25 protein-coding genes are annotated in these 22939 nt (G+C 36.5%); 11 read left to right on the top strand and 14 right to left on the bottom strand.

What is annotated here, in order from left to right:
- Positions 1 to 42: 42 nt before the first annotated feature.
- Positions 43 to 615 (bottom strand): TetR/AcrR family transcriptional regulator, encoded by a 573-nt coding sequence (locus tag IQI_RS08105; protein WP_064092151.1) that lies wholly within the window; start codon positions 613 to 615, stop codon positions 43 to 45.
- A gap of 176 nt (positions 616 to 791) precedes the next feature.
- Here IQI_RS08105 and IQI_RS08100 point away from each other — a divergent pair, with 176 nt between their 5' ends.
- The gene (locus IQI_RS08100; protein ID WP_064092150.1) at positions 792 to 2198 is read left to right on the top strand and encodes a LysM peptidoglycan-binding domain-containing protein; all 1407 of its coding nucleotides are present in this window, start codon (positions 792 to 794) and stop codon (positions 2196 to 2198) included.
- Positions 2199 to 2406: 208 nt separating this feature from the next.
- Here the strand turns inward: IQI_RS08100 and hemY are convergent, their stop codons facing one another.
- From hemY to hemE, 3 genes are all read right to left on the bottom strand, one after another.
- Complete coding sequence (gene hemY / locus IQI_RS08095; protein WP_064092394.1) at positions 2407 to 3810, bottom strand: protoporphyrinogen oxidase; 1404 nt, start codon at positions 3808 to 3810, stop codon at positions 2407 to 2409.
- A gap of 116 nt (positions 3811 to 3926) precedes the next feature.
- Complete coding sequence (gene hemH, locus IQI_RS08090) at positions 3927 to 4856, bottom strand: ferrochelatase (RefSeq protein WP_064092149.1); 930 nt, start codon at positions 4854 to 4856, stop codon at positions 3927 to 3929.
- A 91-nt stretch (positions 4857 to 4947) separates the two neighbouring features.
- Complete coding sequence (gene hemE, locus IQI_RS08085; RefSeq protein WP_064092148.1) at positions 4948 to 5979, bottom strand: uroporphyrinogen decarboxylase; 1032 nt, start codon at positions 5977 to 5979, stop codon at positions 4948 to 4950.
- Positions 5980 to 6268: 289 nt separating this feature from the next.
- Between hemE and IQI_RS08080 the strand changes: the two genes are divergently transcribed.
- Positions 6269 to 6775, top strand: coding sequence for an antibiotic biosynthesis monooxygenase family protein (locus tag IQI_RS08080; protein ID WP_064092147.1), 507 nt, complete (start codon positions 6269 to 6271; stop codon positions 6773 to 6775).
- Between the two features lie 666 nt (positions 6776 to 7441).
- Positions 7442 to 8017, top strand: coding sequence for a cysteine hydrolase family protein (locus tag IQI_RS08075; protein WP_064092146.1), 576 nt, complete (start codon positions 7442 to 7444; stop codon positions 8015 to 8017).
- Between the two features lie 80 nt (positions 8018 to 8097).
- Here IQI_RS08075 and IQI_RS08070 read toward each other — a convergent pair whose 3' ends face one another.
- From IQI_RS08070 to liaF, 3 genes are read right to left on the bottom strand one after another with little or no spacing between them, the layout of a single operon-like run.
- A complete protein-coding gene (locus IQI_RS08070) occupies positions 8098 to 8745 on the bottom strand; it encodes a response regulator transcription factor (protein WP_064092145.1) in 648 nt (215 codons plus the stop codon).
- A gap of 15 nt (positions 8746 to 8760) precedes the next feature.
- Positions 8761 to 9786 carry a sensor histidine kinase gene (locus tag IQI_RS08065; RefSeq protein ID WP_231893400.1) on the bottom strand — a complete coding sequence of 342 codons (1026 nt, stop codon included), beginning with the start codon at positions 9784 to 9786 and terminating at the stop codon, positions 8761 to 8763.
- Positions 9787 to 9842: 56 nt separating this feature from the next.
- Complete coding sequence (liaF, locus tag IQI_RS08060; protein ID WP_064092144.1) at positions 9843 to 10658, bottom strand: cell wall-active antibiotics response protein LiaF; 816 nt, start codon at positions 10656 to 10658, stop codon at positions 9843 to 9845.
- A 240-nt stretch (positions 10659 to 10898) separates the two neighbouring features.
- Here liaF and IQI_RS08055 point away from each other — a divergent pair, with 240 nt between their 5' ends.
- Positions 10899 to 12293, top strand: a complete 1395-nt coding sequence (locus tag IQI_RS08055) for a hypothetical protein (RefSeq protein WP_064092143.1) — start codon at positions 10899 to 10901, stop codon at positions 12291 to 12293.
- Between the two features lie 50 nt (positions 12294 to 12343).
- Here IQI_RS08055 and IQI_RS08050 read toward each other — a convergent pair whose 3' ends face one another.
- Entirely contained in the window at positions 12344 to 12943 is a 600-nt protein-coding gene (locus IQI_RS08050) for a phosphatase PAP2 family protein (protein WP_064092142.1), read from the bottom strand.
- Between the two features lie 97 nt (positions 12944 to 13040).
- Here IQI_RS08050 and IQI_RS08045 point away from each other — a divergent pair, with 97 nt between their 5' ends.
- On the top strand, positions 13041 to 14243 hold the full coding sequence (locus tag IQI_RS08045) for a M20 metallopeptidase family protein (RefSeq protein ID WP_064092141.1): 1203 nt from the start codon (positions 13041 to 13043) through the stop codon (positions 14241 to 14243).
- 49 nt (positions 14244 to 14292) lie between these two features.
- Here IQI_RS08045 and IQI_RS08040 read toward each other — a convergent pair whose 3' ends face one another.
- The 4 genes from IQI_RS08040 to IQI_RS08025 form a co-directional block, all read right to left on the bottom strand.
- Positions 14293 to 14697 (bottom strand): DoxX family protein, encoded by a 405-nt coding sequence (locus IQI_RS08040; RefSeq protein ID WP_064092140.1) that lies wholly within the window; start codon positions 14695 to 14697, stop codon positions 14293 to 14295.
- A 156-nt stretch (positions 14698 to 14853) separates the two neighbouring features.
- Complete coding sequence (locus IQI_RS08035; RefSeq protein WP_064092139.1) at positions 14854 to 15564, bottom strand: EcsC family protein; 711 nt, start codon at positions 15562 to 15564, stop codon at positions 14854 to 14856.
- A 51-nt stretch (positions 15565 to 15615) separates the two neighbouring features.
- Entirely contained in the window at positions 15616 to 16845 is a 1230-nt protein-coding gene (locus tag IQI_RS08030) for an ABC transporter permease (RefSeq protein WP_231893399.1), read from the bottom strand.
- Positions 16835 to 17578 carry an ABC transporter ATP-binding protein gene (locus tag IQI_RS08025; protein ID WP_064092138.1) on the bottom strand — a complete coding sequence of 248 codons (744 nt, stop codon included), beginning with the start codon at positions 17576 to 17578 and terminating at the stop codon, positions 16835 to 16837. The genes IQI_RS08030 and IQI_RS08025 overlap by 11 nt, the downstream gene beginning before the upstream one ends.
- A 719-nt stretch (positions 17579 to 18297) precedes the next feature.
- Here IQI_RS08025 and IQI_RS08020 point away from each other — a divergent pair.
- Together IQI_RS08020 and IQI_RS08015 are read left to right on the top strand one after the other, a co-directional pair.
- Positions 18298 to 18720, top strand: coding sequence for an HIT family protein (locus IQI_RS08020; RefSeq protein ID WP_064092137.1), 423 nt, complete (start codon positions 18298 to 18300; stop codon positions 18718 to 18720).
- Between the two features lie 142 nt (positions 18721 to 18862).
- Positions 18863 to 19399, top strand: a complete 537-nt coding sequence (locus IQI_RS08015) for a tryptophan transporter (protein WP_064092136.1) — start codon at positions 18863 to 18865, stop codon at positions 19397 to 19399.
- 55 nt (positions 19400 to 19454) lie between these two features.
- Here the strand turns inward: IQI_RS08015 and IQI_RS08010 are convergent, their stop codons facing one another.
- Positions 19455 to 19646 (bottom strand): hypothetical protein, encoded by a 192-nt coding sequence (locus IQI_RS08010; RefSeq protein ID WP_064092135.1) that lies wholly within the window; start codon positions 19644 to 19646, stop codon positions 19455 to 19457.
- 158 nt (positions 19647 to 19804) lie between these two features.
- Here IQI_RS08010 and IQI_RS08005 point away from each other — a divergent pair, with 158 nt between their 5' ends.
- Together IQI_RS08005 and IQI_RS08000 are read left to right on the top strand one after the other, a co-directional pair.
- Positions 19805 to 20164, top strand: coding sequence for a YtxH domain-containing protein (locus tag IQI_RS08005; protein WP_064092134.1), 360 nt, complete (start codon positions 19805 to 19807; stop codon positions 20162 to 20164).
- A gap of 454 nt (positions 20165 to 20618) precedes the next feature.
- Positions 20619 to 21194: an HTH-type transcriptional regulator Hpr gene (locus tag IQI_RS08000; protein WP_064092133.1), complete on the top strand. Its 576-nt coding sequence runs from the start codon at positions 20619 to 20621 to the stop codon at positions 21192 to 21194.
- Between the two features lies 1 nt (position 21195).
- On the opposite strand, the gene IQI_RS07995 is transcribed toward IQI_RS08000, so the two are convergent.
- Positions 21196 to 21525, bottom strand: coding sequence for a DUF1878 family protein (locus IQI_RS07995; protein WP_064092132.1), 330 nt, complete (start codon positions 21523 to 21525; stop codon positions 21196 to 21198).
- 301 nt (positions 21526 to 21826) lie between these two features.
- On the opposite strand from IQI_RS07995, the gene IQI_RS07990 reads away from it, so the two are divergent.
- Positions 21827 to 22363: a DUF3267 domain-containing protein gene (locus IQI_RS07990; RefSeq protein WP_064092131.1), complete on the top strand. Its 537-nt coding sequence runs from the start codon at positions 21827 to 21829 to the stop codon at positions 22361 to 22363.
- 139 nt (positions 22364 to 22502) lie between these two features.
- Positions 22503 to 22682 (top strand): hypothetical protein, encoded by a 180-nt coding sequence (locus IQI_RS07985; protein ID WP_034763303.1) that lies wholly within the window; start codon positions 22503 to 22505, stop codon positions 22680 to 22682.
- Positions 22683 to 22939 lie beyond the last annotated feature (257 nt).

The raw sequence follows: 22939 nt of genomic DNA, 5'->3' as shown, positions 1-22939 counted from the left end.
ATTTTATTCAATTAGTCATTTATTCCCAAAAATGAAGGATTATCAGCTAGATAACCCTTTAATTAAATACAATTCAAAGAGATTAGCAATTTCATCTTTATCTAATGGGCCATGTGCTCGTTCCCAATCAAATATAAGAGAAACATATAACTTCAACATAACAAAAGCGGTCATTTCTGGATTGCATGGCTTAATCGCTTTTGAAGAAATGGCTTTTTCAATTCTTAGACTTAAAAAGTCAATCACGACTTTCTCCATTCGATCGATTACTTCTGATACAGCAGGAGTTCCCATTTCTCGCGCTTCTTGATATAGCTTAATCGTAAGCTTATGCTCTTTTCGAAATTCAAGTATACGAAAAAGTGCGTGATGTACATTTACTGAAAAGCTAGCTTCAGTATCAATTACCTCTTCCGCTTCCAGTTTCATTTCGTTAATTAATGACGAGACAATCTCGTCAAATAATTCTTCTTTATTTTTAAAGAAAGTATAAATGGTTCCTTTCCCAACATTCGCTAACTTTGCTACTTGATCCATCGTGGTCGCTTTATAGCCAAATAATGAAAATGAATTTGTTGCAGCCTCTAGAATCTGTTTCTTTCGATCAATCGCCATGAGCTCACCCCTTTTTTGACCGTTTGACCAAATTCGAAAACCAGTCATTTTACTAACATTGATTAATTTATCACATCTATTGATAACACACAAGTTATTTTTTTCATTCATTCTTCAAATAAAAATAAGCCTGCTTGAATAGGTTATAAACATAAGGTTTCTATGGGGGGTGAATGATGAATATTTATGTAGTTAAAAGCGGGGATTCACTCTGGTCGATTGCTCAACAATATGGGGTAGAGGTGAATCAAATTTTTCACGGTAACCAACTAAAAAATCCCAATTTACTAGTGATTGGACAAAGTCTTTTAATACCAGAACCTTTAAAAGAATATATCGTACAACCTGGAGATACTTTGTATAATATTAGCGAAAAGTATAATGTAAGCCTCCAAGAGCTTATTACTTTCAATCATATTTCTGTTCCCTCTCTCCTATTTACCGGTCAGTTAATCGTTATGCCATTCTTTACTCATACGGTTAAGTCTGGTGAAACTCTTTATTCAATCTCTTACAACTATAAGGTATCTTTACAAAAAATATTGAATGCAAATAATATTCAAAATCCTTCTCTAATTTATCCCAACCAACAAATTCTTCTACCTAATAACAAACCAAAAATTGAAACGAATGCCTACACCACTCGTACAGATAGTAAGGGAGTTGCTGAAGTAAATGGTTTAGGCAGCTACTTTACCTATTTATCTCCCTTTACCCACTCTATTACTGCTGAGGGTTCCATAACGGAGCTGAATGACAGTGGACTTATCACAGCTTCCTATAATCATAATGTCGATCCTCTTCTAGTTCTAACCAATTATACTGGGGGGGAATTTAATTCTGATCTTGCGGCAACTATTTTAAGAAGTAAATCACTACAAAACACGTTAATTTCTTCTATTTTAAATAAAATACAAACAAAGGGATATAAGGGGCTGAATATAGATTTCGAATACGTATACCCTGAAGACCGTGAGAATTACAATACCTTTCTAAGAAGGGTTGTTTCAGCTTTAAAGCCAAAGGGTTACTCTGTTTCAACCGCTCTTGCTCCTAAAATAAAAGGAGATCAAAAAGGACTTTTATATGAAGCACATGATTATCAAGCTCATGGTGAAATTGTCGATTTTGTTGTCCTTATGACCTACGAATGGGGTTGGGCTGGAGGGCGTCCATGGGCAATTGCCCCAATAAATGAAGTGAAAAAGGTACTCGATTATGCCGTTACTGTCATACCAAGAAAAAAAATACTTATGGGTGTACCCTTGTATGGACGAGATTGGAAGGTTCCCTGGGTTGATGGTACATTTGCCAAAACAGTTTCTCCCCAAGGAGCACTTGACATAGCTAGCAAATACGGAGTTCGTATTCAATATAATGACGAATATCAATCTCCTTTTTTTACGTATTGGGATGAGTCAGGGCAAAAACATGAAGTTTGGTTTGAGGATGCTAGAAGCATTTTATCCAAACAAAAAATGATGGAGGATTATAAACTTAGAGGCTTGAGCTACTGGGTTCTAGGAAGCGCATTTCCACAAAATTGGATGCTTCAGCATTCAAGGTATAGAGTAGTGAAATAACAGCTTGAGGAGGCTCTTCACGCCCCGGGGAAAGCGAGCACCCCTCGTAATCAACTACTACTCTCTTCTTAAAAAGCAACAAAGTTTACGAATAGAGCTTTACGAAAAGAACCGCTTCAGGTTCAGTGCTTTCCGCGTGACAGGATCATTTGCACTAGTAAACTCTCAAAGAAAAAAGACCACTAGTCTCCCAGCAGTCCTTTATTCCTTACGATTTTAAAAAAGATAATGCATTAGTTACAGCTTTTTCACCCTGTTCAATACAATCAGGAATACTCAGTCCTTCATAAGAACTGCCTCCAATAAATAATCCAGGTAAACTTGATTCAGCGGTTTGGTACATTTCTTCGATACGTTTCTTGTGCCCAACCGTATATTGAGGCATTGAATTTTTATACCTTGATACGAGGGTGAAGTCTGGATTTCCATTAATGTCAACAATCTTACTTAGATCTTCAAGAACGATTTGTTCGATTTGATCGTCCGATAGATCGACAATGGTTTCATCGCCGGATTTCCCTAGATAAGACCTCAGCAGAAGCTTTCCATCAGGAGCTGTGTGGGGCCATTTTTCATGAGTCCACGTACAAGCAGTAAGGGAGTAATCACTATTTCTAGATACCAAAAACTCTGTCCCGTCTATGTCCTTGTTTATAGCCTCTTCCGAAAATCCCATTGCTACTGTTGCTACTGATGTAGCGGGCATTTCTTTTAGAAAATCAAAAAATGAATAGGTAGAAAGCATTGATTGTAGTGCATGGTGAGGTGTTGTAACAATCACACTGTCTGCTTCTAAAATCTGGTTGCTTGCCAGTGTAAGATTGAAGCCCCCATTTCCTTTTTGTTCAATCTTATTTACTTTCATATTTTTATAAACCGTATTAGGTTCTAAGCGATTCACTACTGCATCTACTAAGGATTGTAGTCCTCCAGTAAATGTAAGAAAATCCCCTCTTTCATTAGAGTGTTGATTAGAATTTTTGTTTTTTTTCATTCCTGCTATTAAACTACGGTGTCTTTGCTCTATTTCATAGAGTTGTGGAAATGTAGACATTAAACTTAACTGATCAATGTCACCAGCAAATATGCCGGTTAAAAGAGGCTCAATTAAATGATCGACAACCTCATCGCCCATCCTTCTTCTAAAGAACTTCCCAAGAGGTTGATCTTCGTGTTTCTGTGATCGTGGAAGTACAAAATCTGCTGCCGCTCTTACCTTTCCTGTTAATGAAAACAAGCTTGTTGTTATAAATGGAACGATTTGTGTTGGAATTCCTACAATTGACCCACCCGGTATCGGATACAATTCATCATTAGCAATAACAAAAGATTTCCCTTTAACATTGCTCAGTAATGTATGATCGATACCAACTTCCTTTGCAAAACGAGTCACACTCGTTTTGCTTGATAAAAACGAATCGGGACCCTTTTCAATGATATACCCTTCTTTTTTTACGGTTTGAACCTTTCCGCCTAATCGGTGGCTTCCTTCCATTAACTTCACTGAAATAGGAAGATTTTTATCTTTAATTTCCTTTTGCAGATAGTAGGCTGTAGTTAACCCGGTGATCCCTCCACCAATTACTACAATCTTTTTGTATGGTTGTTCCAACAAAATCATCGCCTTCTTTAACAAAATATCTTCTTTTTTAAAAAAGAAGGACTAAAGCTGTGAGAGTGAACTCATACGCTCCAGTCCTTCTTTTATTTCACTCAAGTAACAAGAAATTATTTAACATGTTTTAAAACGACATCAGCCATAGCATCAATGAATTCTGGTTTGGAATTTGGCATTTCAGGACGATAATAACTTGCCCCAATCTCATCTGTTACCACTTTGCATTCATAGTCATTGTCATATAAAACTTCTAAATGATCTGCTACAAATCCAACTGGAGTGTAAACAAATGTTGTATATCCTTTTTCCTTATACAGCTCTCTCGTTAAATCCTGAACATCAGGACCTAACCAAGGATCGGGAGTATTCCCTTCACTTTGCCAACCAACAGCGTAATGCTTTACACCCGCTCCGTCAGCAATCATCTTCGCAGTAGCTTCTAATTGCTGAGGATAAGGATCTCCTGATTGTAGGATACGTTCTGGTAAACTATGGGCAGACACAATTAGGACTGCATTGTTTCGTTTCTGTTCAGGCATATTCTGATAAGTGTCCTTTACCTTTTCCACCCAATAGTCGATGAATTTAGGCTCATCATACCAGCTTTCTATTGAGGTAATATGTGGACCACCTAATTTTTCTGCCGTTTCTTTTGCACGTCCATTGTAAGACTTCACACTGAATGTTGAGAAATGGGGAGCAAGAACAATGGATACTGCTTCTTCAATTCCATCTTTATGCATTGCTTCAACAGCATCTTCAACAAATGGTTCAATATGCTTTAAACCAAGGTACATTTTGAACTCTATTTCATCTTGAATTTTATTTAAATGTTGTTCTAGACTTTCTGCTTGGTCCATGGTAATTTTGGCTAATGGTGAAATTCCACCGATTGCTTCATACCTACTGCGTAAATCTTCTAACATTTCACTAGAAGGAGCTCTTCCATGACGGATATGAGTATAGTACCGCTCTATATCTTCCTCTTTATAAGGAGTTCCATAGGCCATCACTAGTAGACCCATTCTCTTTTTTGCCATAACCTTTCACCTCTTTGTCAGTTTCATACATTACATTATTTTGCCATGTTTTCTTACGACAATCCACGCATTTACACTCGTTAATGTGTTTTTACTTAGCACTGTATTCATGAACGAAGGCTGTTAGACGCTTCAGAGTATCAGGATTCACCTGAGGAAATACTCCATGGCCTAGATTAAAGATGTAACTTGGAAGTTCCATCCCTTGATCAAGTATCGCTTTGGCTCTTTCTTCAATCACTTCCCAAGGAGCCAAAAGAATAGAAGGATCTAAATTCCCTTGGACTGTTTTGGTAATACCCATACTCCGTGCTTCTTGAATTGGAAGACGCCAATCTAAACCTACTACATCAAGTGGAAGGTCATGCCATTCTTTAGCAAGGTGACTTGCTCCTACACCAAACATAATTAAAGGAACATTTTCTTTTTTCAGCTCTGTAAAAATCTTCTCCATTATTGGTTTAATAAACGTTCGGTAATCTTGTACATTTAAAGCCCCAACCCATGAATCGAATATTTGGAAAGCAGACGCTCCTGCTTTTATTTGCGCTTTGGCATACGTAATGGTCATGTCTGCCAGTTTATTCATTAGAGCAAACCAAGCATTTGGTTCTGCATACATAAAGGCTTTTGTTTTGTTATAGTTCTTTGATGGTCCTCCTTCAATCATGTAGCTGGCCATAGTAAATGGTGCACCTGCAAAACCGATTAAAGGAACTGATAATTGTTCTTGAGTTAATAATTTTATGGTTTCTAAAACATATGGTACATCCTCTTCAGGATTGATTTCCCCAAGCTTTTCAACATCAGCAACTGTTCGGATAGGATTATCAATTACTGGCCCAATTCCTGATTTAATTTCCACGTCTACACCGATAGATGGAAGGGGTGACATAATGTCTTTGTAAAGTATTGCAGCGTCTACATCATATTGCTCTACTGGGAGCCTCGTTACGTAAGCACATAATTCAGGTTGATGAGTAATTTCAAAGAGAGAATACTTCTCCTTAATTTTACGATATTCAGGCTGTGAACGACCAGCTTGCCTCATATACCATACGGGTGTATAATCTGTTTTTTCTCCCTTTGCTGCTCTTAAAAATGTATCATTCATTGGTTTCATACCTATGTTTGTCCACCTTTCTACTTATCTCTATTAATCATTGTATAATAAATTAATTAGATTCTAAAATTGTCTACCTATACCGTTCATTTGGTAACCCTTTTAAACTATATTCGTTTTATGAAGAATTGTATAGTTTTCATGTGAAAATGTCATAAATTTGCCGATATTTCTTTGTCTAAAGATTGACGTCCATCTATTTATAGAAAATTGTTCTTAAATTAGGTTACATGAGATATAGAATAGGGAAGAGTATAATAGAGGTAACTACTATTTTGAGGTGATTTAAATGAATATGTATATGACGACTGGAACTCATGAATACTTAAAAAAGATCATGGATCAACATCCAGAAGAGAAAATGCTTCTTATGCAAGGTACAGACGCTCTTTTAGTACATGAAACAAACAGTGATAGTATTTTCCAATCTCCTAGAAGTTATGAAATTGTCGATTCCTCAGGTGAACTGGACAATAGAGGGTATGCTGTTTTTAATAACATCCCCGTCACAGATGAAGGACGTCCCCTATTTGAGTATCGATTTAAAAATCGTGCTGGCCTTATTGAAGAGGTATCAGGTTTCATTGCTATTCGTGTCCTTCGTCCATTAGACTCTGATACATATGTTATTATGACTCTGTGGGAGAACGAAAAGAGCTTCCTTGGATGGCAAGAATCAAAACAATATCAAAAAGCACATGAAAAACGAGGAACTGAAGAAGGAATTGATTCTAAAAAAGACATTTTCCCCCGTGCTTCTTATGTAACAAATTATTATATTAGTTCAGAGCAATAGTCTCTAACAAAAAGCTAACAGTTTATCTGTTAGCTTTTTTTCGTTAAAGGGGAACTTTAAAATGGTACTTTTCTTAAAGATTGTTTGCTACATCTGCTTTACATAACTCCAAAACAGTAAATCGTATAGTTTTAGATGGGTGATAGAAACAAAACTGGACCGTTCCTTTCCGCTCCAGGGAATTGCTTTCCACGGGGAGGAAGTCGAGCCTCTATTTCCCGCAGGAGTCAAGTGCCTTCCGCTACAATCCACTCTGTGCTTCTACATTTATGCACCTAATAATATAGATAGAAAAAAAACGATTTACAAAGGTGCACCAATTTAACCTCGTTATGATGCTCAAAAATCAGTTATTAGTAAATATGTATCTCCATATTATCTATACCCTCACCAACCAGCACATACTGGTTGACAGAGCAATGGGAAGAACACATATTTCAAATCACAATCTTCGCAAAAAGTATATTAATAATAGAAGAAAAAAATTAAAAATCACAAAAAAGACTCTTTAAATCTTTTGTAAAGAGTTCATTGATCATACATAATTCCATTTTTCACACAGTATACTTTATCGTATTGTTATCTATACTTGCCTTCATTCTGAAAGAGAAATACCCCTGTAAGAAGTGTCTAAGTCCACTTTAACATTAAAGGAGTAGATGAGTGATGAGTCAAACATGCTTACTTCTTATTGACTTTCAGAAGGCATTTAGTCATCCTGCCTGGGGTAAACGGAATAACGTAGAAATGGAGAAAAACGCAAAAGAATTATTATCTTTTTGGAGAGAGAAAGCCTGGCCGATAGTACATGTTCAACATTCGTCAACCAAGATGGATTCTTTATTGCATTCCAGTTCGAATGGCTTTAAATTCCTGAATGATTTCCTCCCCCTTCGAAATGAAAAACATATCATTAAACATGTTAACAGTGCCTTTATTGATACGGATTTAGATCTTTATTTTAAAAAGGAAAAATTTCTTACACTTGTCATAATAGGGTTCACCACAAACCATTGTGTTTCTTCAACCGCTCGAATGGGAGCGAATTTGGGCTATGAAATCATTATTCCCTGTGATGCTACTGCTTGCTTTGAGACCAAATCCTTTGATAGCTCGTTATTTTCTGCTGAAATTGTTCATAATCTTTCACTGGCAAATCTTCATAATGAGTTTGCTACTATTCAATCTACTCAACAGATATTATCTTTTAATACAAATAAAAATAAGTCGACCATTTATTAAACAAAACCTGAACCTAGCATAGGGGGCATAGTCAAGAGGAGTGATACAACTTACTCCCTTTGACTATGCCCCCTTGCTGATTACTCTTTTCCATCATAAAGAATTCCATTTCGATTTGCATAGATCGCTGCTTGAGTTCGATCTGAAACCCCTAATTTACTTAAGATATTACTGACATGTGTCTTTACTGTTTTAATGCCAATAAATAATTCCTCTGAAATTTCCTGATTTGTCATCCCTTCACCTAAACATTTAAGGACATCGAACTCTCTGGTCGTTAATTCTTCATGGGGCTTTTTATCTTTCGGTCTGAAACGATTCATCATTTTATCTGCTACTTTAGAAGCGATAACAGATTCTCCTTTGGACGCTTTGTACACAGCTGATGTTACTTCCTCTGCACTTGCCGTTTTTAATAAGTAACTATGGGCGCCTGCTTCAATGGCGGGAAAAACTTTTTCATCATCATAATAGCTTGTTAAAATAATGATTTTACACGATGGATGAAATGTTAATATTTGCTCTGTTGCTTCAATTCCATTTCCGTCTTCCATCAATAAATCCATAAGTATCACGTCAGGCATGTAAAGTTTTGCTAACTTAATAGCCTCTCTACCACTACTTGCTTCTCCCAGAAACTCTACCTTATCCTCAGTTAATAAATAGGTTCTCATTCCTAATCGAACCATTTCATGATCGTCTACAATCATCACTTTTACTTTATTCATAACCTTCCCCCTCCTTTAGACTGGAATTCTCAAATCAATATAAGTTCCCTCTAATTGTTTAGAGCGAATTTGAAAACGTCCTCCTATTTCTTCAGCTCTCTCCCTCATGGTTTGAAGCCCGTATGAAGTCATTTTATTTTCCTTTAAATTAAACCCTTTACCGTTATCACTTATATATACTGTTAAATAACCTTCTTTTTTTTCAGTGACAATCTTCACCCTGGTGGCTTCTGAATGACGGAGAATATTGGACAGGCTTTCTTGGATAATCCGAAATAAATGAGTTTCTGTCCCTTTCGATAAATCTTCAATTCCCTCTAAAACTGCTTCTATTTCAATTTGTGTCTTTTCTTTCAGTTCCCGAATTAAGATGGTTAGTGCTTCACACAATCCTTCTCCTTTTAAATCAATGGGTCTCAAATGCAGTAGAAGTGCTCTCATTTCTCCCTGTGCTTTCCCTGCTATTTCAGCTATTTGCTTTACAATCGGTTCAACCTTTAGTTCTTTTCCCACTGTCTTTTGGGCAGCTGACGAAAGCATGTTTAAAGCAAACAATTGCTGGCTAACGGAATCATGCAAGTCTCTTGCCAGTCTTTGACGTTCCTCCATTACTGCTGCTTGGTGGGCTTGATCGGCAAGCTCAGATTTTTCATCAGCTAAACGCTGCAAAGATTTCACTTGTTCCTGAATAAACTCTGCCAGCTGATTCAATTCATCTGACAATATACCAATCTCATCTTGTTCAAATCGATCCACTCTTGCAGAAAACTTCCCACTTCTTAAAAGAGTTACAAATGTAGAAATATCATCAATTCTTCCTTTAAAGGTATAACCCGTTCTAAATCCAAAATATATACTCAATATCAGGAGAATGGTAAAAATCCATAACGTTAAATAAATGGATAGACCAAGAGAAATACTTGGATTATCAGATACCAATATATACATTTGAAGTGATATAAAGAAGAATAATGTCCCCATTATGGACATCATGAAAAAGCTTTTAAATATCCAGTTTCTGATGTTTGAAGATTTCTTCAAGTGATTCCCCCCTTTTGCACAAGATTGTCTCTTTCCGATATTCTGTGATGGTATTTTTATATACGGGTAATTCTAATTGAACCAATTTTCACATCAATCAATAAGTTAATTTTTTTACCTGCCTGTTCATAGTCTGGGGAACGGTAAAATAGTTCCGAACGAAGATCCGCCGATTTCTGGTCGAATAATTTAACATCTCCAACCTGCACCTTCAATTTAATTTCCACTGGTATATTTTCTGGAATGATCATCTTCACATCGCCTATCCAACCTTTAATTTCTATGGGAGTTTCCCCCTCTGGAATATAAGCTTTGCTGAAGTCAAAGTAATAATCTCCAATGGCATTGTATAGTTTCATGTTTTCTAATGGCCAGTTTGGTTCAGAAAATCGAATATCCCCAACAATAAAACCTCTGTTCATTTTATTCTTCTTAGGAATTATTTCATCCAATTCTTTTGCTTTATTTATAAAATCTTTCTTCGATGGTTTCTCATACGGAAATTCGTTACTTATACTAACTTTGATTGGTTTATTTACTAATACTCGATGAATCGCTATGGCAATAATCAGTAACGGCCATAGTTTCCACCAGCTTCCATAGTGGAAGTCAACTACTTGCAACCGATCGAGCATGATCAGGGCTCCCAATGATAAGCTGAAAAGTCCAAACAGTAATTTCCCAAAGCTCTTTCTTAACATACTGTCTATTGTCCACTTCAAACCCAATACTACTAACAAAATGGGAATTATATTGACAAATATCTGCGTTATTTCCAAGGAAATGACACCAATATTCAATAGTAATAACCACACGCCTATTACCATCAATAAAAAAGAGAAAAACCACTGTTTTCTTCCTCTGTATCTCATTTAGACACCGCCTTTGCATCTACGTATTATTTTCGCTATAAAAGGTTGAATTCCTGTTATTTACTCTATTATAGATTGTTTTATTTTAGAGAATGAGGAGCATGGGCATGATTTTGTCTACGTCTTCAGACTGAAAAAATTAGTTTCCACTGAATCACACCTTTTTGCTATTTTCATAATCTATAAGTACACAAATGCGGGCGAATGCCTATTATTTGAAGTTTGAAGGAGGTCCTTAAGATGGGGATTGATTTAACATCTCTTCATTGGATTTATTTAGCTTTCATAGGGTTGATTATCCTATTTATGATTTTCCGCAAGGATACGACGATTATATGTATTCTGGGAATATTCAGTATTGCTCTAGTAGCAACGGGTTCATTAAGTGGTTCCATTAGCAGCATTTTTAATAGCTTTATCTTTGCTATAACCGAACTACTGTCTACGATACTTGTAATTTCCATTATCGTAGCTATGAGTAAAGGGTTAACATCAACTGGGATCAATGATGTAATGATCCGACCATTTACCACATTCATTCGAACTCCCACCCTTGCTTACTGGACGATTGGGCTCGTTATGATGTTTATTTCATGGTTTTTCTGGCCATCTCCAGCAGTAGCACTTTTAGGTGCAGTATTAGTTCCGGTAGCTCTCCGAGTAGGGTTACCTGCTCTTGGAATTGCCATGGCCATGAATCTATTTGGTCATGGTATTGCATTATCAGGGGATTTTGTCATTCAAGCCGCCCCTAAATTAACAGCAGATGCTGCAGGAATACCTGTTTCAGATGTCATTTCTGCAAGTATTCCACTTATTATTGTCATGGGTGTAGTCACAACCGTTACCGCTTTTATATTTTTGAAAAGGGATATGAAGAATGGAAGCCTAACTGTGGATACCAACTCTTTTGTGAATGTGGATCAAGGTGAAGAATCACCGCATCACTTGTCATCAAAATGGAAAAAAGGAATTGCTATTCTTATTCCCATCTTATTTGCTCTTGATATTACAGCGATGGTTATATTTGATTTACAAGGGGGAGATGCAACGGCTTTGATTGGAGGAACATCTATCGTGATTCTCCTCTTAATCTCTTTATCTGCCTTTAAAGGGAAGGGATTGGAGAAAACAACCAGCTTTATGATAGACGGATTTCAATTTGGGTTTAAGGTTTTTGGTCCAGTCATTCCAATTGCTGCATTCTTCTACTTAGGCGACTCCGGTTTTCAAACGATTATAGGGGATTTCCTCCCTACAACTTCACAAGGTATCGTAAACGACCTTGGTGCATCCCTTGCTGCTGTTGTTCCTATTTCTAAAGCTGTTGGAGCCATTACTCTGACAACAGTAGGTGCCATAACAGGATTAGATGGCTCAGGTTTTTCCGGTATCTCTCTTGCAGGTTCTGTAGCTAACTTGTTTGCGGAAAGCATCGGTTCAGGAATTGCTACCCTTACTGCATTAGGTCAAGTGGCAGCTATTTGGGTTGGAGGTGGAACGCTCGTTCCATGGGCACTCATTCCAGCTGCAGCTATTTGCGGAGTCGATCCATTCGAACTTGCCAGACGAAACCTGCTCCCGGTCCTCATCGGACTAACTGCCACCACCATCGTAGCCATGTTTTTGATTTAGATAAAAGAGAGAGGGACGGACCTTACAAGGTCCGTCCCTCTCTCTTTTATCTATCTTTCTTCCTGCGGTCTTTTCTCATAAAGGGTAATGCAGAGCACAAAGTAAGAATAGCCCAGGAAGAAGCCTGCGGCAACATCCGATGGGTAGTGAGCATTTTCTGCGATTCGGCTAATTCCTGTTACAAAAGCCAGTAGAAACCCACAGATGTAAAGTGTTACTTTAATTTTTATCGAGGTAAACTCTTTACTAATGTAATAAGCAATAATGAATAGAAATACAATTCCAACCATTGCATGTCCACTTGGAAAGCTGTATCCTTCTTCACCATGAGCAAAGGTTGGTCTTTCTCTCTCCATTAACCCTTTTATTACTTTATTTAGCACATTACTTCCTGCAACAGCTACAACGACTGTTAAAACTCCAACATAATCTTTCTTTTTCCACCATAAAAAAAGAATCAAAGCAATAGACGAGAAACCGATGACTAATTCAGTTCCTAATACGGAAAACATTTTAATCATTTCCCAGTTACCCATTACTTCTAATAAATAGGGATCAAAGGGAATATTCATTTTGTAGAAAACAAAATGGGCGATACTCATAAATAATATGAATGAAATAATTGCGCTTATGTATTGAGGCTTCTTCATTGAATTTCTCCTTTATTTTGTTTGATTTAACTCTTTCCCCAATTTAATTGATGTTATAATATTCTTAATCTTCAACATTTATTAGGAGGTTTTACGTTTGCTGAATGAATTATATCAGAAATTAGAAGAACGTTGGTTAGAAATGGTTAATATCAGAAGATTTCTTCATCAACATCCTGAATTATCTTTCAAAGAGGTTAACACCTCGAAATATATTGCGGATTACTATCAAAATATTGGTGTTCAAGTGCAAGAAGGTGTCGGTGGTAATGGTGTCGTTGCAACCATTAAAGGTAAACTGCCTGGAAAGACAGTCGCTTTACGTGCAGACTTTGATGCCCTTCCCATTCACGATGAGAAAGATGTTGAATACCGTTCAACCGTTCCAGGCGTGATGCACGCCTGTGGTCATGATGGCCATACTGCCACTCTTCTTGTACTAGGAAAAACCCTTCATGAGATGAGAGATCAGCTTTCAGGTACAATCGTACTCATACATCAACACGCTGAAGAATATGCTCCTGGTGGGGCGAAATCAATGATTGAAGCCGGATGCTTAGATGGTGTTGATGTTATCTTTGGAACTCACCTTTGGGCTCAGGAACCATATGGGAAAGTTCTATATAGAACAGGTCCGGTTATGGCAGCTGCTGACCGTTTTGAAATAACGATTAAAGGTTCCGGAGGTCATGGAGCTCAGCCTCACAAAACCAAGGACTCCATTGTCATTGCTTCCCAACTCGTTTCAGATCTTCAGCAAATTGTAAGTAGACGTGTAAACCCAATTCATCCAGCTGTTGTCACCATTGGTTCATTTATTGCCGATAATGCCTTCAATGTGATTGCTGATCAAGCAAAGCTAATCGGAACCGTCAGAACATTTAACCCTGAAGTAAGAGATTTTATTGAAAAAGAAATAGAACAGGTGATAAAAGGGACCTGTCTATCTGCACGTTGTGAATATGAATATAACTATGATCGAGGCTATCCTGCTGTTGTTAATCACGCTGAGGAAACGGACTTATTTGTTCAATATGCTAAACACATCGATGAAGTTCATGCTGTAGAAGAAATAGAGCCTCAAATGGGAGGAGAAGATTTTGCTTATTATTTGGAAAAAGTAAAAGGAACATTTTTCTTTACAGGTGCTATGCCTGAAAATGCGGATATTGCTTATCCTCATCATCACCCTAAATTTGATATTAATGAAAAATCATTATTAATTGCCGCTAAATCATTAGCCTCAGCAACACTTCAATACCAAGAGAAGCATTCTAAAAAAGAATCCTTTTCGCAGTAAAAGAAATTCAAAAAGGATCAGCCTCTTGGTAGAGGCTGATCCCTTCTTATTAATAAAACCGTTTCTCTTCTACTTTACTAACTGCAAGTACCCACCAAATGAGAAGGGGCTGGAATAATAAACGTACCCAAAGCAATACTTGATTTGCTTCCTCACTTCCGGGTGCAGGAATGCCTTTTATCGCTGCATATATATTGGCAGGGAAGATTAGCACTAAATATATGGCTGTAAATATCCCAGCTTTTTCACGGGTTTTAGGAAGCAATAATAATATTGCAAGTACAAATTCCACCATGCCTGTAATGTAAACCATTTCTTCCCTCATAGGAATGAATGGAGGGATCATTTGAGCAAATCCTCTAGCATGAATGAAGTGGAACACACCAGCCAGAAAGAAAAAGAGGACAAATAAAATCAAGCCGAATGGTTTTAATATTCTCTTCCGTTTATTCATAGGGAAATCACCTCTCATAGTATTATTTGTATTGATTTGTTGGAGTCTCACACCTTCACTCCAACTGTTAAAAAAAACAGCGATGTGAATCTATTCTTCCTAGCGTCCAAATATTCATCCTAACATAAAAAGAAAAGATCGATCATTGATCGACCTTTATCCATTTTCTACTTCGTTAAAATACCGGATTCGATACGCAAATTTTGCCACTTCACCCAACTGATCCAGAAGCTGATAGTTGGCATATGCCCCTACCACAGCCCCTATTCCCGGAACAAGCTGTAACATTTTCACAAAATCAATATAATCTCGATACTCCTGCTGAAATGTTCGCCAATCCAGCTCTTTAAGGCGTTCTTTCTCAATGTCCCAATTTTCGATGGTGTTCAGAACATCTTTTTTATGTTGATCACTAGAGAATGCCAATTGAAAGACATACAAAAAGAATAATCTTTCTTCATACCTCCTCGGATCAAACCCATGGATAATGGAACATTCACTTAAGAATTTCATTTTTATTGACAGGAGAAGGGGAAAATCTGCTAATCCAAGAAAGATTCCGCCTGCCCCAGTACCTGCACCTTCAATGGTTGCAGCTTTACGGTGAAATTCAAGTCTATCCTTCATAAGTCGCTCTCGATCCTGTAAAGTTGACTGTTTTGTCACTTTTGAAACCGGTACCCATTCGCTCCCTTTTAACGTCCCTTCAACCATCACCTTAATACTCTCTGTTACTACCTTATGAGCTTTTTCAGGAATCCACTGATTCAATTTCGTCTGGGCCTGTTTAGACATTCGTTGGAGTACTGATGATTTTCGAATAAATTTTCGTTTCCAAGATTCAAGCTCTTCTTTTTCATGTTGCAAGTAGAATCACCTTCTCTTTCGGAACGTTATTTTCTTTCATTTCAAACTACATTAATAGATGCTGTCTTCCATCTTTTTTAATCGCTGAACCAAGTAGTACTGACTAAACAGGAGAGAAAATGACAGTCCAAGCAATAAAGTAATGACACATTCAAGCAACATACCTTTTATTAAAAAAGGTAGAGAAAACACGACGGCTTGAAGCATCATCGATTGATTCATCACCTTTTGAAAGGAAGACTTTTTCAATTCTCTCGATACTGGATAAAGGAGTACCCAAATTTTATAATCAAAACGCTTAAACAATGGAATCAATTGAAAGCCTGTTAAATATAGGAATAACACAGCTGTTAATACACCTACTAGTAAGGATTGATTTGTATAAATTAATACTGCTCCAATCAATGTAAGCCTAACATATAGACCTGAATATTCACTCGTTCTTACTAGTGAGCGAAGGTATAAAAACCTATACGTGTACTCTTCTGAAAATGGCGTCTTTACTAGCCCGTCCAACCATTTTCTGCGGTGAATCCTTCCTTTTAATTTCGGAACATCGGTAAACATGTTTGCAATACGATAAAAAATTAACATCCTTTGCTGTTCGAGGTTAATCAATAAATCCCATTTTAAATTCTTTGTCTTCGACGTTTGATAAAAGTACAATGCGTAAAGTAGCATGATAATCCCTATCAGGATTGTCATCCAATAAGGAGCTCCAGACAAGACCAAGAACACAATAGCCCCGCTTAATAAAACTCGTAAAAGAGAATCCATCCAATGGGCTTCTTTCTCCTGAAATCGCAGCATAAACCAACGCACATATAAATTCCAAACCTTCAATGCCAGTATAAATGCAAGTAAAGGAAAGAAACGCTTAAAGGTGGATCCGGTAACGGCAACATACATTGGCATTAACGCTGCCAACACAAGCAACTGAATATAGGATTGAAACATAAAGCTAATCCAAATATTTTTGGTGAAATAACCGGATAAACGGCCTTCTAAAGGCAAAAGAAAAACAGCATCTGCTTCACGAAGAAAGGTATAAACAGGGCTCCAGGCTAGTAAAACCCCTAAGATGACCGCCATAATTATAGGAGCCGGGAATGTTGGTTCTAACGTCTTCACCCATTGATTATAAGTGAAAGCGGCTCCGCCTAATGCAAATATTAGAACAAATAATAAATGATCATTAAACATGTATTTTAAATATTTTTGAAGCTCCTGATTATACTCAACAATTCGCTTTTTCCAAATACTTTCTACATTATTCATCATGATTCTCTTCCTTTGTTAACTGGATATAGATATCATCTAATGTAGCATTTTCCATGGAAAATTCTTTACGAAGCTCTTCTAATGTACCTTTCGCTCTAATTTTCCCTTCATGAAGAATGATAAAAGAGTCACAATATCTTTCTGCTGTTGCTAATATGTGCGTTGACATAAGAATTCCAGCACCATTTTGCTTCATTTCCTCCATCCACTCTAATAATGATTGAATACCAAGTGGATCCAGGCCAACAAAGGGTTCATCAATGATATAAAGACTCGGTTGAATTAGAAAAGCACACATAATCATGACTTTCTGCTTCATTCCTTTTGAGAAGTGAGCTGGAAACCAGCTAAGCTTCTTTTCCATGCGAAACGCCTTAAGAAGCTTATCGATTCTATCCTTATATTCAACCTCTGATAATCCATAAGCCATAGCAGTAAGCTTTAAATGGTCCTCAAGAGTTAATTCATCGTAAAGAATAGGTGTTTCGGGTATGTAAGAAAACTGTTTGCGATATTCATCTGCATTCTTTTTTAATGTCTGACCATTAATGGAAACTTCTCCTTGTTTAGGCTCCATCAGGCCGATTATATGTTTTATGGTTGTGCTTTTTCCTGCTCCATTTAATCCGATTAAGCCAACAATTTCATTTGAGTGAATGTTAAAGGATATATCCTTTAACACCGGTTTACGGGTATATCCTCCAACGAGGTTTGTGATCTCTAATAATGACACGGGCAGCAACGTCCTTTCTGTTCCACTATATTAACTCTATCTTAACAAAATTCAATCATAAAGGCATGAAGGAAAACCGTCTATTCCATTTATTAGTATTCATAAGTATTGGTTTTTTGCACATCATAATATCTGAAGGGGCCAGCAATAAGAAAAACGGGGTGGTTGTTAAAGACCAGTTATCCGATTTCACTATTGTTTGCGACTTTAAAGATGGTCGTCTTCATAGTGAATGACACACTCACCATTTTCATTCGTCACTAACTTGATAAATGAGGTGTTTGTTAAAGCACATTTTGACTAAATCAACCGTCTTATTCGCTTACAGCTAAAAAGATAAGGGGATGGTCATTTTGAACAAAGTCATTCATCTTCCAACTTGTTTACACAAATCATGCTTATAGCAAATGAGGTGTTTGTCCAAGACGACTTACTATTTCTACTGTCTTAATGCTTATTAGCTAAAAGATAAGGGGATGGTCGCATTGAACAATATTCATTCTAACTTAAGAATGGTATCTTCACACAGCAGCTACTAGCAAATGAGGTGTTTATCAAAGAGAAGGAAGCTTGCCGCATAAACCTTTAAAGTAATACCCCTTCAGAAGAGAGAGGCAGGAAAATCGATCCTGTCTCTTCTTCATTTCTATACCAATTCATGTTAAAATACATTTTAAATCACGTTACATAAAAATACCATTTTGAAGGGTGGAAATAACATGAGTGATTGTATTTTCTGTAAAATCATTTCAGGTGATATTCCTGCTATGAAAGTATATGAAGATGAACACGTTCTCGCATTCCTTGATATTAGTCAAGTAACAAAGGGGCATACCTTACTCATTCCTAAAGAACATCAGGAAAATGTATATGAGCTAACACCTGAGTTAGCAAGTCACTTGTTCTCCATCGCCCCAAAAATCGCTAATAGCATCAAAACTGAGTATGAACCGGTTGGAATGAACTTGTTAAGTAATACTGGTGAACAAGCAGGACAATCTGTTTTCCATTTTCACCTTCACCTAATTCCTCGTTACGGAAAAGGAGACGGATTCGGTGCTATTTGGAAAACACATAATGATGAATACACCCAAGAAGATTTAAAGGAAATAGCTGATTCAATAGGACAGCACTTGTCATAACTAAAGCTAGAAATATCGGACCTTTTACCTTTGACAAGGTGTCATACCGTGTTATAATATACCTATCTTTTCGCTAATGGCAATGAGTGCACATTAGGAGAAGACCTATTAAAAGTATAGAATAGTTGAGGAGAGATGAGAAATGAATACAAAAACACTAGTATCCCTATCTTTATTAGTTGGGATCGGAGCCGTTCTACACACTGTTATACCAGGTATCTTTTTAGGAATGAAGCCTGATATGATGCTAACGATGATGTTTTTAGGAATTATCCTTTTTCCAGCAAGGAAAAATGTTTTGTTATTAGGTATCTTAACCGGGGTTATTTCAGGTTTAACCACACAATTCCCTGGAGGTTTTCTACCTAATCTGATTGATAAGCCTATCACAGCATTCGTTTTCTATGGTTTATTTTTAGCAAGCAAAAGGTTTACTTCAACTATTATAGGTGCTTCTGTGCTTACAGCAGTCGGAACACTTGTTTCAGGGAGTATTTTCTTGCTTTCTGCCTATTTAATTGTTGGATTACCAGGAGCATTTTTCGCTCTATTTGCAGCAGTAGTACTTCCAGCCACATTAGTAAATGCTGGTGCAATGTTTGTTGTATATCCAATCATTAACGGTATCTTAAAACGTTCAACCATTAAGGAAGCTGTTACAACTGAACAACTATCCTAATATGATATAAAGGGACAACATTCTTTTGAATGTTGTCCCTTTTTTATCTTTAATACTAAACAATCAGCCAACAAAAAACACCAACTAAAAAGGTCACCAATCCTCCAGAACCTAAAATGGCTGCTCGTTTCTTTAAAATATTCTTCGGAGGATACATACCCGGCTTTTGAATACTGATAAAATTATAAACCATACTTAAGAACAATACGCCACTAAGTGCAAAAAAACCAAAAATAATGCCGTCCATCCTTCCACACTCCTCCCCCATTCAGCCTCTTAACCTTATTTTTATGCTGAAAAGTTTAAGGATATGATTTGAGTTGTTTTTAAAATGGCATTTTAGGGAAAGGAATATAGAGATTAGTTGTAGAAATAGAGTATTATAGAAGAATGAGGTGATCAATAATGAGAAAAAAATCGTTAGGATACGGACTATTAATTGGTGGAGTCATCGGCGGAATTAGCGCCATTCTTTCAGCCCCTTCTTCAGGGAAAGATCTTAGAACTCAGCTCAAGGACAAAAAAGATGATTGGAGCCAGGTCTTTGAAGATATGAAGATTCACATTGGAGAAATTAAAGATTCAATCGGAACTCTTTCTCAAGAAGGGAAGGAAACAGTAATACAGCTTTCCAAAGACCTTCAAACTTCATTTAAGCAGTGGCAAGCTTCAACTGAACCTAATAACCAGCAGCTTCAAGAGGAACTGCAAGCTATCCAAAAATCAATTGAAGATCTTGAGAATTCTTTAAATTCACCAAAATAACCATCCCATGACCCAAATTACTTTTGTAATGAATCTTAACTTTTCAAAAGATGAGATCCATTACAAAAGTAATGAGGGTCTTTTTTCTTTAAGTTGGGGGTCTTTAGCACGCCCGTTTTCCCGCAGGAGTATAGGCAGTTCCCCTCACCATATTAAATAGATTTGCGTGACAAAGCTTAATAGTGAAAAACAGCAATTTTAAGAACAGGCTTTTTTCTTACATGTTAATATCAATCGCTGAATACTTAAAAAAAAGCTTTTTTACTCGCCTATTACTAGAAAAAAACACCAAAAATTGTAGACTTCTAAAAATTTTGTCAATTTAGACTTTATTAATTTTTATTTTATTGGCATAATAAAATATAAGCGCTTTCTTTTTTCCGATAGTAGTTTTAGTGAGGATTTAAGTACTTAAGTAGTTTCAAAAGATTTTCTAGCAAAGTGGGTGAATGAAATGAAGGAAAGAGAATTTTCTTTAAAAGAAGCCATGCTCTTTAGTCAACGAATGGCTCAGCTTAGTAAAGCTTTGTGGAAAGCCATTGAAAAAGACTGGCAACAGTGGATCAAGCCATACGACTTAAATATTAATGAACACCATATTCTTTGGATTGCGTATCACCTTAAAGGTGCTTCAATTTCAGACGTAGCGAAGTTCGGAGTCATGCATGTATCGACAGCTTTTAATTTTTCAAAAAAGTTGGAGGAAAGAGAATTATTGCAATTTTCGAAACGTGACAATGATAAAAGGAACACATATATTCAACTAACTGAAAAAGGTGAAGGAATTCTTCTGGAACTTATGAAGAATTATAAGCCAGAGAGTCATTCCATTTTTCAAGGAGTCTCTCCATTAAGAGAATTATATGGAAAGTTCCCTGAAATGATTGAAATGATGACTGTGGTTCGAAATATATACGGAAACGATTTCATGGAGATATTCGAAAAGTCATTTCACAACATTGATAATGATTTCTCAGATGACAATGGCAAGCTTAGTGAATTGTTTGAAGATAAAGAAGATCTCGCTTAATCTATAAACTCTTTTTTAACTGTTGCATTAAAGTTGGATAAATATTCTGAGCTAAACAGCTATCAACCACTTCAATCACATTCAGCTCTGAGTGCAATTCCTTTTCAAATTCTTTAAAAAGCGGAGTATTGTAAACAAATTCTTCCGCTTTTTGTTTTTCTATTTTCTTGCTCATCACATCACAAAGATTATAAAATTCCTCCACCTCTTCCTCTGTTAATCCATTCTTAATGACCAATCGATGAAAGGCATATCCTTCCTTTGGCACCATTTCAGCCATAAGTCTCTGATAATATTCAAGCTTTTCTATTATATTTAGTAAATCATCCATTTTAATCACCAATCTGTTGATAGTTTGATATGAAAAGCGACCATTAAGTCGTTTTTCCTTTGATTAGGTACGAATATAGAAAATGATCTAAAACACTCATAAAAATTCATATGATTCATACTATGTAAAATAATTGATCTTTCCCGTTTTCATTGTACAAAACAATAAAATGTATGTCTTTAAATACCTCTTGAAAAATCATTGAAAAAACTATTAAAAACCTATTGATTTTTTCCTCCAATCGTAATAAGGTATGTTAAGCGTTAAATTAAACCTTGTCGTCTATGGAGGCGATTTTTTTATGCATTGCTGGAAATCAATAAACTTAGAAAAACAATTTGGTTTTTACCGAGTCTTTTTACTTTCATCCATCATCATGATGATGGTATTCTCATTTATATACGTTCCAATTAAGTTACTATTTCCTAGTTCATTTTATGATAATCATTTAATGGTTTTCATTTTTGGACTAATTAGTATATACCCTATGCATAAGTTTTTTCATTTTCTTCCTATCTTTCCTTATGTGAGCAAAATGAAATGGAAATGTAATCGGAAATTAGCGATTCTTCCTATCGTGTCTTTACGGGTGGACATACCTATTTCAAAATACCGTTATTTATTAGCTTTAATTACTCCATTTCTGATAATTAACAGTATCTTGTTATATGGATGTTTCCACTTTGCACATTATTCCCATTACTTTACCATGCTACTTGCCTATCATTCAGGAATTTGTGCAATTGACTTTATTTATGTAAAGCAGTTAATGTCTTCACCAAAGAACGCATTAATTGAAGAAAATGAAGAAGGGTATGAAATATTAATTTATCAGTAAGGGTGATGAAAATTCGTTGACGGATTGGTCAATGATTGATGTCACCCTTCTACTTTCTTATTGGTACAGTGTACTGCTACCATTTATAGAAATAGTTTGGTATTGTAGAGCTTAAAGGAGATAACGGGGAGGGGTTTGGATGATCTCCATGTTTTTAGTTTTTGCCGTATTTATTTTATTCTATATAAATAAAATGACAAACGCTTTATGTTTACAAAAAGAAATACCTGAAGAACGCCAGCCTAAAGTCTTTAGAACCATCAATATTCTAATTACTATTCTGTTGGTTTCTTCTTATATAGAAATATTATTTACATAGAAAAGCGGAGGCGGCTCGCTCAGAGGCGACAAGCATAAGACGAACCTTCCGGAAAGGCGCCCTTTGCCTTTTTGGTAGGTTTGACTTATGACCTCGAGCCTCTAGCCGCCGGAGCTGGACAATAAGAAAAGCGGAGGCGGCTTGCTAAGAGGCGACAAGCATAAGACGAACCTTCCGGAAAGGCGCCCTTTGCCTTTTTGGTAGGTTTGACTTATGACCTCGAGCCTCTAGCCGCCGGAGCTGGACAATAAGAAAAG

It is taken from the genome of Rossellomorea aquimaris TF-12 (assembly GCF_001648555.1).
GTDB classification, from domain to species: Bacteria; Bacillota; Bacilli; order Bacillales; family Bacillaceae_B; genus Rossellomorea; species Rossellomorea aquimaris.
Note: the sequence above shows the minus strand (reverse complement) of the source record. Positions and strands in the feature narration are given on the sequence as shown.